The organism is Shewanella sp. 5S214, from assembly GCF_041439795.1.
Lineage (GTDB): Bacteria > Pseudomonadota > Gammaproteobacteria > Enterobacterales > Shewanellaceae > Shewanella > Shewanella vesiculosa.
In genome coordinates this window covers 37,201-51,738 of sequence record NZ_JBGOOV010000033.1, presented here as the reverse complement: position 1 = coordinate 51,738, position 14,538 = coordinate 37,201, and the positions used below count along the sequence as shown (strand labels likewise).

General features: G+C 42.0%; 9 protein-coding genes. 6 read left to right on the top strand and 3 right to left on the bottom strand.

Translation table 11 applies throughout. The features are described from left to right. Positions 1-563 precede the first annotated feature (563 nt). Entirely contained in the window at positions 564-1,454 is an 891-nt protein-coding gene (locus tag ACED29_RS18345; RefSeq protein ID WP_124016130.1) for a LysR substrate-binding domain-containing protein, read from the top strand. Positions 1,455-1,693: 239 nt separating this feature from the next. Here the strand turns inward: ACED29_RS18345 and ACED29_RS18340 are convergent, their stop codons facing one another. Continuing rightward, positions 1,694-2,020, bottom strand: coding sequence for a hypothetical protein (locus tag ACED29_RS18340; protein WP_371698331.1), 327 nt, complete (start codon positions 2,018-2,020; stop codon positions 1,694-1,696). A gap of 298 nt (positions 2,021-2,318) precedes the next feature. Between ACED29_RS18340 and ACED29_RS18335 the strand changes: the two genes are divergently transcribed. The 3 genes from ACED29_RS18335 to pflA all read left to right on the top strand — a co-directional run bounded on the left by ACED29_RS18335 (position 2,319) and on the right by pflA (position 7,350). After that, the gene (locus tag ACED29_RS18335; protein ID WP_124016132.1) at positions 2,319-3,851 is read left to right on the top strand and encodes a DUF3360 family protein; all 1,533 of its coding nucleotides are present in this window, start codon (positions 2,319-2,321) and stop codon (positions 3,849-3,851) included. A 401-nt stretch (positions 3,852-4,252) separates the two neighbouring features. Then, the gene (gene pflB / locus ACED29_RS18330; RefSeq protein WP_124016133.1) at positions 4,253-6,535 is read left to right on the top strand and encodes a formate C-acetyltransferase; all 2,283 of its coding nucleotides are present in this window, start codon (positions 4,253-4,255) and stop codon (positions 6,533-6,535) included. 74 nt (positions 6,536-6,609) lie between these two features. Then, entirely contained in the window at positions 6,610-7,350 is a 741-nt protein-coding gene (gene pflA, locus ACED29_RS18325; protein WP_124016134.1) for a pyruvate formate lyase 1-activating protein, read from the top strand. A 53-nt stretch (positions 7,351-7,403) separates the two neighbouring features. Here pflA and yfbV read toward each other — a convergent pair whose 3' ends face one another. Further along, positions 7,404-7,841: a terminus macrodomain insulation protein YfbV gene (gene yfbV, locus ACED29_RS18320; protein ID WP_182698518.1), complete on the bottom strand. Its 438-nt coding sequence runs from the start codon at positions 7,839-7,841 to the stop codon at positions 7,404-7,406. Positions 7,842-8,068: 227 nt separating this feature from the next. Here yfbV and ackA point away from each other — a divergent pair, with 227 nt between their 5' ends. Next, positions 8,069-9,271, top strand: coding sequence for an acetate kinase (gene ackA / locus ACED29_RS18315; RefSeq protein ID WP_124016136.1), 1,203 nt, complete (start codon positions 8,069-8,071; stop codon positions 9,269-9,271). Between the two features lie 61 nt (positions 9,272-9,332). Next, the gene (gene pta / locus ACED29_RS18310) at positions 9,333-11,480 is read left to right on the top strand and encodes a phosphate acetyltransferase (protein ID WP_124016137.1); all 2,148 of its coding nucleotides are present in this window, start codon (positions 9,333-9,335) and stop codon (positions 11,478-11,480) included. Positions 11,481-11,723: 243 nt separating this feature from the next. On the opposite strand, the gene topA is transcribed toward pta, so the two are convergent. Beyond that, positions 11,724-14,363: a type I DNA topoisomerase gene (gene topA, locus ACED29_RS18305; protein WP_124016138.1), complete on the bottom strand. Its 2,640-nt coding sequence runs from the start codon at positions 14,361-14,363 to the stop codon at positions 11,724-11,726. Between the last annotated feature and the right edge of the window lie 175 nt (positions 14,364-14,538).

The following is a 14,538-nucleotide window of genomic DNA, read 5'->3' as shown; positions in this document are numbered from 1 at the left end:
CGGTCAACCGATCAGTTAAATTTTCTCGTTTTACCGCTTAACTGATCGGCATTAAGCAAATTGCTGGCATTTTTTATCGCAAATAATAATACCGCTCGCCTACTTGTCTGCTCTTGTGAGTTAGATATTACCGAATAAAAATTAACCACTAATCAACAACCGATTAAACAGGAATAACAAATCAAGATAACCGCATAAATACCACTTCAATTATCTTTCCTAGTAAGAAAATAATATCGCACGAGTCACTTAAGTTATTAATAATTTCATCTGTTTTACACTAATAAAAAATTACAATCTGATGCCCATCAAAATTCAGGCAACGTCTTATAGAGATCGTAAACCTTTGTCTTACTCACTTCGCCAGTTAATTTCATCATTTAGATTTAAGCATTGTAAAAGTGAACATTGTTAGATAGCAGGTATGGCGATTTTTCCAACGGATAAATAGCGATTATTGAAGCAAGGCCACAAATTTTATAGTGTTAAGTATACCTAAGATCAAAAATAGCTGATCATGGAAACATTGTTTTATATCTTGTTTTTCACCAATAAGGGATCTCATGCATTATACGCTTAAGCAAATAGCCGTTTTCGATGCTGTTGCAAGTTTAGAGAGCGTTAGCGCAGCAGCCAAGAAACTGTCAATGAGTCAATCAGCGGTTAGCATGTCGTTAAGCCAACTCGAACATTTATTGGGCCGACCATTATTTATCCGCCAGGGAAATCGACTTATCTTGAGTCATTGGGGAAGATGGTTACGTCCAAGGGCCCAAAAACTACTGCAAGACGCACAACAAATCGCTCTGGGCCTTCACGATCAACATATTATTAGTGGCACAGTAAAACTGTGCGCGAGCCAAACCGCTGCGGAGCATTTATTACCCGCCTTGATCAGTAAAATTGATAACGATTTTCCAGAGCTCAGAATCGAAATTGCCGTTGAAAATAGCGACCATGTAGCACAAGAGGTACTCGATTATCAATTTGATTTAGGGGTTATTGAAGGTCGAATTGATGACAGTCGATTGCATCAAGAACCATGGATTGATGATCACCTGGTTGTTGTTGTCTCTCCGCACCACCCGTTTGCGCAAAACAAACGCACTAGCATCGCTCAACTTGAACAAGCCAAATGGGTTTTAAGAGAGCCAGGTGCTGGCACTCGGCGTATTTTTGATGCCGCCATCCATGGGGTAATTGTTAAATTAAATGTCTGGAAAGAATACGATCACGTCGGATTATTAAAAGCTTTAGTTAAAAATGGCGTGTATTTAAGCTGCTTGCCCTATTTGGATGTCGAACAAGATGTCGCCAATGGCGAATTAGTTGTGTTAACTACGCCTGAATTAAACTTAAAACGACATTTATCATTTATCTGGCGCCAAGATACTGGTGATAACCCACTCAGAGATTGCCTTATTGCAGAAGCAAAGTGTGTTACTCGCAGTTAAGCTTCATTATTGACCAAGAACTTGTACAACATATTTAGTGCCGGTTGTTAATCGGCATGGCCTCTATCTTCGCAGCTTAAACACCACACCATTAGCGCTAAGCGCAATCGTAACAGGTTATGCTCGCCTGCTTTGCTGCATCTATTTTGATACGACCGACTAACCTGCCTCATAACATCGCGCTGTGGCAGGCTAAGTTGGCGTAAACTCAGCTAACACATGTCGATTGTATTTAAACGTCAACTCGAGTTAATTATTCCTGCTACAGTCATATTAATTAAAATAATATTGAGCTTTAAGCAACAGTAAGATTCGTCATTATCATCAGTATCAGGTTTCTCGATACTCAGTTTTACCTTCAAACGATTTGCATGAGCCGAGATAATTTTTACCTCAGTAAACTTTTTTTGTCTAGTATTGATGCTATAACCTGCTTTGATATCAACTACGATTGAACGATGACGATACTTTGTATCAATTATATTGATGTGGCATGATATTTTTAACAGCAAAGGGCTAAGCGAGCTAACTTTTAGACTCATTTCTTCGTCTAATAATGCAGTCAACTTGTTATCCAGCTCTCACTTCCAACAAACAAAACATCAACTTTATTGATACCAAGTGATGCAATCAAATCACTATGCTAAAATTCATGAGGTAAATTGGTCTTACCAAGAAAGACTTAAATAAGGACATCACTGTAATGCTTCAGAAATGAAAGGCATTGCAGATGAGCAAAGTGATAAGAGCTATTAGCGGCTCACTGGCAAGCAGCTCTTATGGATATCGCCATCACTTCAAGGGAACACACTTAAACTTCATCATTTGATGGATTAACCTGTTCTTTTCGGAGAATGAGAAATTATGTCAGAAACTGTCAGCAATTCAGAAAAACAAGCACAAGAAGCGAGCTATCGCGAACTTCACCGCCCTGCGAGTGAATTTGATACTCGCGATGCCTATTTAGAAAACGAACTAAAAATAATGAAACCAAGACGCTGGGGACTTAACCTCCCTGGGCGTGATTTTCGCTTTGAATGGGAAGACTTAGTTCCAGCTATCGCAGGAACCATTGGTATTACTGTGATGTATTCAGCAGTAATGGCTGCTTGGGCTGCTGGCTTAAGCGAAAAGTGGGACCACATCAATCTTGGCGCTGACTTTGCTATCCAAGTCGTGCGGGTAGAAATGCTCATCCCTGCTTTACTGTTCTGTATTATTAGCTCAGGTTTTATTAACCCAAGGGCAAACCTCGGCGGCAACCATGGACCAATGATCCCGTTGATTGGTACTATCGCACTCGCCGGTGCCCACCCTTTAGCCTTAGCAATTCTCATTGGTATATTTGGCTTAATTTTAAGTTATTTCAAAGGTGGCTCGAAACTGGTCAATCTCACCAGTAGCGGCGTGGCTGGCGGCTTATTAGTGTTCTTAGGCTTCATGGGAGCGAAAAGTCAAATAGGCTCGTTATTCGACTGGGCTGGCGGGCTGCAAGCCAAGCATAACTTGGACTACTCACTCGGTTATGTTGCCTTTGCCATATTGTTAATCAATGTGATCATTTATGCAGCATTAGCTAAATTTGGTAAACGCTGGTTAGCCATTCCTTTGTGTTCGATTGCAGCAGTCGCACTGGCATTTGCTTTTGGTGCAGGCTTAGATTTGCAGTTTACCACGGCGCCTGGGATTCCTAATTTAAACCCTGTGTATTGGTGGGGCTCAACTGAACACGGTTGGCAGTTAGGTTTACCTAATATGGCCCATTTTATTGCATCATTACCGTTTGCTATTCTTGCTGTTGCCATGTGGTCACCAGACTTCCTTGGTCATCGTATTTTCCAAGAATTAAATTACCCAAAAGGGGCTGAAAAAGTACTGATGGATGTCGATGACACCATGACCACCTGTTCCGTGAGACAGATCGTAGGTACAGCAGTAGGTGGCGGTAACATTACCTCCTCTTGGGGAACCTATATGATCCCTGCTGCAATAGCCAAACGTCCTATTCCTGCTGGCGCAATCTTGCTTGGCAGCTTATGTATTATTGTCGCTGTCATTGGTTATCCTATGGATATCACAGTATGGCGCCCGGTTATGTCAATTGCGTTGTTAGTCGGTGTGTTCCTACCGTTACTGGAAGCCGGCTTACAGATGGTTAAAGACACCACCAGTAGCCAAGCTGCAGGGATCTGTATTTTTGCCTCATTTGTAGCCAATCCGGTATTAGCATGGGCATTAACCATGTTGCTTGATAACAACGGCTTAATTGGTGACAAAGAACGTCCTAAAACATTATCGTTTGCCGACCGTATCGTGATCCCAACGCTAGCATTCGTGATTTGTTTAGCGGCGATGTTAGCAGTAGGCATGATTGAAGGTATCCCAGCCTTCTTATAATCGCGTTGTGCTTGGTAATATCACTCTTAAAAGGCGAAATCGGCAACGATTTCGCTTTTTTATTGGCTAATATTAATGTGTGCTACTCTTAATTCTAAACAGATATGTTAGCCAGTTAACACTTTTGTTATTCAATTATCAAAAGCTGCCGATATCGTCATTTAGCTGTGCTATTATCAACTCATGGATAAATGGTCTTACCAATTAATTCATTGACTAAAACAATATCGATTAGCGTCATTATAAAAACCAGGCGGAACATTTCTGCCACCAATGTCGCAGAAGATGTTAACAGCTCAATCTAGCGAATGCGCCTAGATGACAGAATGTAAATACTCACGGATACCATCTCGTGCTAATTGAGACAGTATCCGTTGAAAATCAACCAGAGGGTTAAGTAAATGACAGATAAAACCGAACTATTTGCCAACGCGTGGGAAGGTTTCGTAGCTGGCGATTGGAAAACAGAAGTTAATGTACGTGACTTTATCCAACAAAATTACACACCATATGAGGGTGATGAGTCATTCTTAACAGGTGCAACAGATGCAACATTAACTTTGTGGGACAAAGTTATGGAAGGCATCAAGCAAGAGAACCAAACTCATGCTCCTGTCGATTTCGATACTGAAATGGTCTCTACCATTACTTCTCATAATGCTGGTTACATTAATCAAGAGCTTGAAACTATTGTCGGTTTACAAACTGATGCACCATTAAAACGTGCCATGTTGCCTAATGGCGGCATTCGTATGGTTGAAGGTTCATGTAAAGCATATGGCCGTGAACTTAACAGCGATGTTAATTACATTTATTCTGAATTACGTAAAACCCACAACCAGGGTGTGTTTGATGTTTATACCCCTGAAATTATGGCTTGTCGTAAATCAGGTATATTAACGGGTTTACCTGATGCTTACGGCCGTGGTCGTATTATTGGTGATTACCGCCGCATTGCTTTATACGGTATTGATTACTTAATGAAAGATAAGTTTGCCCAATTCAGTTCACTGCAAGCGCAGTTTGAAGCAGGCGAAGACTTATCAAGTGTGATTCAATTACGTGAAGAAATTTCTGAGCAGCATCGTGCTTTAGGCCAAATGAAAGTGATGGCAGCTAAATACGGTTGTGATATTTCTGTACCGGCCAAAAATGCTAAAGAAGCCATTCAATGGACTTACTTTGGTTATCTTGCTGCAGTAAAAAGCCAAAATGGCGCAGCAATGTCACTGGGTCGTACTTCAACGTTCATTGATGCTTATATTGAACGTGATATTAAAAATGGTGTTCTTACTGAACAGCAAGCCCAAGAAATGGTTGACCATTTCGTAATGAAACTGCGTATGGTTCGTTTCCTTCGCACACCTGAATACGATGAACTGTTCTCTGGCGACCCGATTTGGGCAACTGAGTCTATCGCAGGTATGGGTCTTGATGGCCGTACATTAGTCACAAAATCTAGCTTCCGTTTTTTACATACCTTGTACAACATGGGCCCAAGCCCAGAGCCAAACATTACCGTATTGTGGTCAACAAAATTACCACAAGGGTTTAAAAGCTACTGTGCAAAAGTATCGATTGACACCAGCTCAATTCAATATGAAAACGATGATTTAATGCGTCCAGACTTCGAGTCTGACGATTACGCCATCGCCTGTTGTGTTAGCCCAATGATTGTGGGTAAACACATGCAGTTCTTTGGTGCTCGCGCTAACTTAGCCAAAACCATGTTATATGCCATTAACGGTGGTGTTGACGAAAAACTTAAAACTCAAATTGCTCCAAAAGCAGATCCAATCACTGCCGATGTACTTGAGTTTGATGATGTAATGTCTCGTCTTGACGGTTTAATGGACTGGCTTGCAACACAATATGTGTCTGCACTTAACGCCATCCACTATATGCACGACAAATACTCTTACGAGTCTGCGTTGATGGCATTACATGACCGCGATGTGCGCCGCACTATGGCTTGTGGTATTGCTGGTTTATCAATTGCTGCCGATTCATTGTCTGCAATTAAGTACGCTCAAGTTAAGCCTATCCGTGACGAAAATGGTATTGCCGTTGATTTTGACATTCAAGGTGACTATCCAAAATTTGGTAACAATGACGCTCGTGTAGATGACATTGCTTGCGATTTAGTTGAACGTTTTATGGCAAAAATTCGCGATAAGAAAATGTATCGTAATGCCATTCCAACTCAATCAATCTTAACCATCACTTCAAACGTGGTTTATGGTAAGAAAACCGGTAACACTCCAGACGGTCGTCGTTCAGGTGCACCATTTGCTCCAGGTGCAAACCCTATGCATGGTCGTGATGAAAATGGCGCAATTGCTTCATTAACATCAGTCGCCAAGCTACCATTTGCTCACGCACAAGATGGTGTTTCTTACACTTTCTCTATCGTGCCAAATGCATTAGGTAAAGATGACACTGGTCGTCGTACTAACTTAGCGTCATTAATGGATGGCTACTTCTTAAGCAAGCCAAATCGTGAAGGTGGTCAACACTTAAACGTTAACGTGATGAACCGTGAAATGTTAGAAGATGCGATTGTTCATCCGGATAAATATCCACAATTAACAATCCGTGTATCAGGTTACGCCGTTCGCTTTAATGCGCTCACTCCAGAGCAGCAACAAGACGTGATTACTCGTACATTTACTAAAAGTATGTAGTCTCTGCTAAAATTGGCTGTATCGATGTGTAACAAATTATCGATACAGCCTTTTTTATAGATATTTGAGGAATAATAATGACCTTAGGTCGCATTCATTCAGTGGAATCATTCGGAACCGTAGACGGTCCGGGGATCCGTTATATTACTTTTATGCAGGGCTGCCTTATGCGCTGCCAATATTGTCATAATCGTGATACGTGGGATTTGGATGGCGGCAAAGAAATATCTGTCGATGAAATAATGAAACAAGTTATTGCTTATCAACCCTTTTTAGACGCTAGCGGTGGTGGTATTACGGCCAGTGGTGGGGAAGCAATTTTACAAGCTCAATTTGTCAGTGAATTATTTAAAGCCTGCAAAGATCAGGGTGTCCACACCTGTTTAGACACTAACGGTTTTGTGCGCAAATACGAACCTGTGATTGATGAGTTACTCGACAATACCGATTTAGTATTACTTGATATAAAACAAATGGATGATGCTAAACACATCGAACTGACAAAAGTCAGTAACCATAGAACATTACAATTTGCTCAATATCTCGCTAAACGAAACATAAAAACCTGGATCCGATATGTCGTTGTCGCCGGATTTACCGAAGACGTAGAGTCGGCCATTGCATTAGCTGAGTTTATTAAACCGATGAATAATGTTGAGAAAGTTGAGCTACTGCCTTATCACCCGTTAGGTCAACATAAATGGCAAGCCTTTGGCGAAGCATATACCTTGGCTGATATTGCAGCGCCAAGTACTGAGACGATGCAAAAAATTCAACAAGTGTTTTTAGATCGAGGCATTAGCGCTACATTTTAGTCATAACAAAAATAAACCGACTTAAATGAGCAACAGATTATCAAGCAGATAGATTAGAGTTCTTCCCAGTAACTTTGATCCAAACGTTCAAAAGCCAATTTCAAGATGGCGGCCATGTCTGAATAACAGGCTCTGGCACCTAGGGGTTGGCAATAGATACCCATCTCGGTCAATTTAGCACTGAGTTGATTGCCCCACTCGAATAACGATAAAGGCAATGGGTGGCTCGCTCGCCAGCCTAACCATAATAAGCCTTGTAGTGGCAGGCTAATAAAAAAGAGCAGTGTTGTTAATGCTTGCGGTAAGTAATTCCAGCCCAAAACGTAGAGTTGGCTGGCCGCAACCACTAATGCCAAAATCGGCATGGCGATGATCGCTAACTGAGTCGCTTTGACGACACGGTACTCGGGGAAATAAAACCCAAGTTGCCTAACCATTGGCCAAGTCTTCATATAACGTTGACCGTCGCCAAGTAATTTAACCAGATTCATGTTCAATATACGGTTACCTTTACTGCCTAGGACATGAGTGAAACATTATCATAATACAGTGTCGTACCAAAAATGCACTGGCCGATTTGACACTTTAATGATTTAGCTTACTGTGCCAATCAGCAAAAGAACACCAAAGTGTAGCGTTTATGAATAATGTTCATAAACCTTAATCAAAATGGAATTTTACTATTTTATTTAGTTTCATTGACTTAAAAGGCGTTAACATGTCAGACAAATTAGTACTCGTGCTCAACTGCGGTAGCTCATCATTAAAATTTGCCATCATTGATGCTCAATCAGGCGATGATAAAATTTCTGGATTAGCTGAATGTTTTGGTTTAGAAGATTCGCGCATTAAATGGAAATTTAATGGCGGTAAAAATGAAGCCAAATTAGGCGCCTTTACTGCACATCGCGAAGCAGTCGAATTCATCGTTAATAACATCTTGGCGGAACACCCAGAACTGGCGGCACAAATTAAGGCTATTGGCCATCGCATCGTTCACGGTGGTGAAAAATTTACCCGCTCTGTCATTATCACCCCTGAAGTCATACAAGGCATCGAAGATTGTGCCTCATTAGCACCGCTACATAATCCGGCCCATTTAATTGGTATTCGCGCAGCGATAGCGTCTTTTCCTCAGTTGCCACAAGTGACAGTGTTTGACACCGCATTTCATCAAACCATGCCTGAGAAAGCGTATATTTATGCCCTACCTTACAAATTGTATCGTGAACATAGTATTCGCCGTTATGGCATGCATGGTACTAGCCACTTTTACGTTTGCCGTGAAGCGGCCAAAGTATTAGGCAAAGATGTTAAAGACATCAATGTTATTTGTGCTCATCTAGGTAATGGCGCATCAGTTGCAGCCATTAAAGGCGGTAAAAGCGTCGACACTTCAATGGGTTTAACCCCGCTTGAAGGTTTAGTCATGGGTACCCGTTGTGGCGATTTAGACCCATCGATTATTTTTCATTTAGTCAAACAACTTGGCTATACCCTGGATGAAGTAAACAACCTACTGAATAAACAAAGTGGTTTACTGGGCATTTCAGAGCTTACTAATGATTGTCGTGGAATTGAAGAAGGTTATCATGATGGCCATAAAGGGGCCACGTTAGCCTTGGATATTTTCTGCTACCGTTTAGCTAAATATATTGCCTCTTACACTGTGCCATTAGGGCGTTTAGACGCCATCATTTTTACTGGCGGTATTGGCGAAAACTCGAATCTTATTCGTGAGAAAGTCCTTAATTTATTAGAAATATTTAACTTCAAAGTTGACGACATCTTGAATAAAGCTGCTCGTTTTGGCCAACAGGGTGTAATAACCCAAGCAGGTACCCCTATTGCTATGGTCATACCAACAAATGAAGAGTGGGTTATTGCCGAAGATGCCATTAAGCTGATCACAGCTAAGTAAAACCGCTATTAGGTTTATATTCGGTTAACTATCATGAACACTACGCACATAAGAGGTCGTCATGTCTCGTAATATTATGCTTATTCCAATTGGTATTGGAGTAGGATTAACATCGCTTAGTTTAGGTATGGTTCGCGCCCTAGAACGCAAAGGCGTTAAAGTACAATTTTTTAAACCTATTGCACAAATTCGATCTGGTGATACAGGTCCTGAGCGTTCAACCACTATTTTAAGTACTTCTCCTACGGTTAATCCGTTGGAGCCTTTTTCAATGGAACACGCTGAAGCTTTAATCCGCTCAGAGCAAACTGATGTCCTATTGGAACAGATTATTGCCCGTGCGTCGGAATGCGCCAATAATACTGAAACCTTAGTGATTGAAGGCTTAGTGCCAACACGAAGTCACCCTTTTGCTGATGACATTAACTACGAAATTGCTAAAGCATTAGATGCAGATGTTATTTTCATCGCAACCCCAGGCAACGATACGCCTAATGGATTAATGAATCGCTTAGAGATCGCCTTTAACTCTTGGGGTGGGCAGAAAAATAAACGCTTAATTGGCGCTATCATCAATAAAATTGGTGCCCCCGTTGACAACGAAGGTCGTACACGTCCTGATTTATCAGAAGTCTTTGATGATAAAAACATGAACGCGGTTGATAGCTCGGGGATGTTCCAACTGCCGGGTAAAAGTCCACTGCGCATATTAGGTAGTGTGCCATATAATTTAGAGTTAATTGCCCCACGCGCATCTGATTTAGCTAAGCACTTAAATGCAAAAATCATTAATGCCGGTGAAATGCATACTCGTCGTATGCGCCGGGTGACATTTTGTGCTCGCAGTCTTCCAAACTTGGTCACTCACATCAAAACCAACTCACTTTTAGTGACTTCAGGCGATCGCTCTGACGTGATAGTCTCAGCGTGTTTAGCTGCAATGAATGGTGTGAAAATTGGTGCATTATTGCTGACTGGTGGCTATTCGCCTGAACCAGAAATCATGAACCTATGTGAGCAAGCATTTGAAACTGGCTTGCCAGTATTTTTAATTGATTCAAATACATGGCAGACATCGCTTAATATTCAACGCTTTGATCATGAAGTGCCTGTTGATGATGCTGTACGGGTTGAGAAAGTGCAAGAGTACGTTGCCAGCCATATCGACCAAACATGGATTGAAAGTGTTACTCAAGATTCTCCCCGTGAACACCGATTATCGCCACCAGCATTCCGTTATAAGTTAACTGAATTAGCCCGTGCTGCGCGTAAAACTATCGTGCTTCCGGAAGGTGAAGAACCGAGAACCGTTAAAGCGGCCTCGATTTGTGCTGAACGCGGTATCGCTCGCTGTGTGTTATTAGGTAACCGCGAAGAAATTTTACGCGTTGCATTGTTGCAAGACGTCGTTTTAGGTGATGGCATTGAAATCATTGAGCCTGAAACCGTGCGTGAAAAATACGTAGAACCAATGCTTAAATTACGTCGCAGCAAAGGCTTAACCGAAGTCGTCGCCCGTGAGCAACTTGAAGACAACATGGTGCTTGGTACTATGATGCTGGCACAAGATGAAGTCGATGGTATTGTGTCTGGCGCTGTTAATACCACAGCCCACACTATACGCCCACCGTTACAGTTGATTAAAACGGCACCGGGTTCTAGCTTAGTATCGTCAATTTTCTTCATGCTGATGCCAGATCAAGTGCTTGTTTATGGTGACTGTGCGATTAACCCAGATCCTAATCCTGAGCAGTTAGCCGATATTGCGATTCAGTCAGCGGAATCAGCTAAAGCCTTTGGTATTGAACCTCGCGTTGCGATGATCAGTTACTCAACGGGCACCTCTGGTACAGGTTCTGATGTGGATAAAGTCCGCGAAGCCACACGAATTGCTAAAGAAAAACGTCCAGATTTAATTATCGATGGCCCTTTGCAGTACGATGCCGCAGTGATGCCTAACGTCGCTCAATCTAAAGCGCCTAACAGCCCTGTTGCCGGCAAAGCTACTGTGTTTGTATTCCCAGACTTAAATACTGGTAACACCACATACAAAGCCGTACAGCGTAGCGCAGATTTGATCAGTATCGGTCCTATGCTTCAAGGTATGCGTAAACCGGTTAACGATTTATCTCGTGGTGCACTTGTCGATGATATTGTCTACACGATTGCATTAACCGCGATTCAAGCTGCGCAAAACAGTGCCAAATAATTTGCGATATTTCGGTTTAACACTGAGGTAATCCGCAATACTTTATCACTAAAAAAGCACTGATTATTATCAGTGCTTTTTTGTGTCTGCTTGGCTAAATTAACTTGTTGGTCAGAGTCTAAACAACACGTTAGCCCAGCTATTCACTATACAAAAATGCAATACCCCGTATCTGGCGCAAACAAAAACGCTACCCAATCGGGTAGCGTTAATCAACAACGATGAAGTAACTAAAGCTAGAAACTATTTCTTGGCTTTTTTCTTAGTTGCTTCACTGACCCATTTACCGCCAATAAACTTAGAAGACCAACCGGTGGCTTTACCATCAACTTCAGTAGCAACATACTGCTCTTTGGTTTTACGGCTAAATTTAACCGAGGCTTTATTACCATCATCATCTTCTGTAGGTGCGTCAGCAAGATACGCATATTTAGGCCATAACAGATCACGATACTGAACTAACTCTTCCACTAATGGCGCACGTGTTTCACGCGATTTAGGGAAAGTACTTGCCGCTAAAAATATGCCAGCAGCACCATCACGAAGCACAAAATGCGCATCTGACTTAGTGCATTTTAGTTCAGGTAGAAAAATGGGATCTTCTTTTGGTGGCGCAGCTTCGCCGCTTCTTAGCAACTTACGCGTATTTTTACACTCGCTGTTAGTGCAACCAAAATACTTACCAAATCGACCATTTTTCAGTTCCATATTATTGCCGCAACGATCGCACTCAATAATTGGACCTTCATAACCTTTAATCTTAAATTGCCCGGCTTCCACTTCGTAGCCATCACATGAGGGGTTATTACCACAAACATGTAATTTACGCGTCTCATCAATCAGGTAACTGTCCATCGCTGTGCCACACTTACCACAACGATGTTTAGCCCGTAACGCTTCCGTTTCACCATCTTCATTGTCGCTAACCGCTTCTTCACCTGGGGTTAAGTTAAGCGTGGTTTTGCAACGTTCTTTAGGCGGTAAAGCATAGCCAGAACAGCCTAAAAACACCCCAGTAGAACCGGTTCTGATCCCCATTGGACGGCCACAGGTAGGACACTTAATGTCATCTGTTAATACCATCTCATTGGGGCGCATGCCGCCTTCATCTGGGTCTAACTCGGCCAACAATAATTGTTTGGTAAAGTCACCGTAAAAACCATCGAGTACTTTTTTCCAGTCAAGCTTACCTTGAGCAACATCATCTAATGTTTGCTCCATGCTTGCGGTAAAGTCGTAACTCATTAATTCTTTAAAACTGCCCACTAAACGTTCGCTAACTATCTCACCCATTTTTTCAGCAAAGAAACGGCGATTATCCACTTTGACGTAGCCGCGATCCTGAATGGTTGAAATAATTGTCGCATACGTTGACGGACGGCCAATACCACGTTTTTCGAGCTCTTTAACTAAAGAAGCTTCGCTGTAACGTGGTGCAGGCTTGGTAAAGTGCTGTTTAGGCGATAAGGTTTCAAGCACTAACTTGTCACCTTTTTCGACTACTGGCAGTGTTTTATCGTCTTCGTTTTTCTTACTCATCTGTGGTTGAACACGCGTCCAACCATCAAAGCGTAATGTGCGACCACTGGCTTTTAATTCGTAATCACCCGCAGTAACGGTTAAACGTGTTGCGTCATACTGAGCTGGGGTCATTTGACACGACACGAATTGACGCCAAATGAGCTCATACAAGCGCTGAGCGTCTCTTTCCATATCGGTTAGCGATGCAGACTGCACAGCAACGTTCGACGGTCTAATCGCTTCATGCGCCTCTTGGGCACCTTCTTTGCTACCATAACGGATAGGTTCAGCCGGTAAATACTTATCACCAAACTCAGAAGCAATCATTTCACGTAAATTTTCAACCGCTTCTTTACTTAAATTGGTTGAATCGGTACGCATATAGGTAATGTGGCCCGCTTCGTATAAACGCTGCGCCATCATCATGGTTTTCTTCACACCAAAACCTAGACGAGTACTCGCGGCTTGCTGCAATGTAGAGGTTATATAAGGTGCTGTTGGTTTGCTTGAGGTTGCTTTATCCTCACGCGCACTGACCACGTAAGACGCCCCACGCAATGCATCGACTGCCACTTTAGCTTGTGCTTCATTAATCGGCTCAAATGCAGCAGATTGATACTTCATCACCTGCATTTTCAAGCTTGCTGCGGTTGGCGTATTTAATTCAGCATGTATGTCCCAAAATTCTTCTGGAACAAATGCTTTAATCTCACTTTCACGTTCTACAACTAAGCGAACCGCAACCGATTGCACACGCCCAGCCGATAGACCACGAGCAACTTTTTTCCATAATAAAGGTGACACCATAAAGCCAACGACACGGTCTAAGAAACGACGTGCTTGTTGGGCGTTAACCATATTAGTGTCAAGTACAGACGGGTTACTAAATGCATCTTGAATCGCAGTTTTAGTAATTTCGTTAAACACAACTCGCTGATACCGTGAAGCATCACCACCAATGATCTCCTGCAAATGCCAGGCGATGGCTTCCCCTTCACGGTCCAAATCCGTTGCGAGATATATTTGGTCAGCATCTTCTGCTAACGCTTTGAGTTCTTTAACAACTTTTTCTTTACCAGGCAGGATTTGATACTTAGCCGCCCAGCCTTTATCTGGGTTGACACCCATTCGCGCCACAAGCGCTTGTTTGTCTCTGATTAGCTTGTATTTAGCTTTTTCTTCAGGAGATAATTTCTTAACTTCTGCTGCGGTTTTAGTCACAGTTGTACCGTCAGAAGTAGACGAAGTTGGTAAGTCACGTATGTGACCTACACTCGACTTCACAATGAAGTCTTTACCAAGATATTTATTAATTGTCTTGGCTTTGGCCGGCGATTCGACAATAACTAGCGATTTACCCATAGTTTTATTTGCGCCAAAAAGTCTCGAAAAAAAGAAAATTGATTCCATATATAGAGGGTTGAGACAATAGTTTCAAGTTAATCCCTCTTTTACATGGCTAGTAAGTCATTTTTTAAGCAAAATTTATTCAATAATAAAAAATGCGAAAAATAATATGCGTTTTTTAAACGTAATT

Bases quoted from the DNA above. Each gene is read 5' to 3' on its own strand.
- ACED29_RS18345 (WP_124016130.1), top strand. From the start codon at position 564: ATGCATTATACGCTTAAGCAAATAGCCGTTTTCGATGCTGTTGCAAGT.
- ACED29_RS18335 (WP_124016132.1), top strand. From the start codon at position 2,319: ATGTCAGAAACTGTCAGCAATTCAGAAAAACAAGCACAAGAAGCGAGC.
- pflB (WP_124016133.1), top strand. From the start codon at position 4,253: ATGACAGATAAAACCGAACTATTTGCCAACGCGTGGGAAGGTTTCGTA.
- yfbV (WP_182698518.1), bottom strand. From the start codon at position 7,841: ATGAATCTGGTTAAATTACTTGGCGACGGTCAACGTTATATGAAGACT.
- ackA (WP_124016136.1), top strand. From the start codon at position 8,069: ATGTCAGACAAATTAGTACTCGTGCTCAACTGCGGTAGCTCATCATTA.
- pta (WP_124016137.1), top strand. From the start codon at position 9,333: ATGTCTCGTAATATTATGCTTATTCCAATTGGTATTGGAGTAGGATTA.
- topA (WP_124016138.1), bottom strand. From the start codon at position 14,363: ATGGGTAAATCGCTAGTTATTGTCGAATCGCCGGCCAAAGCCAAGACA.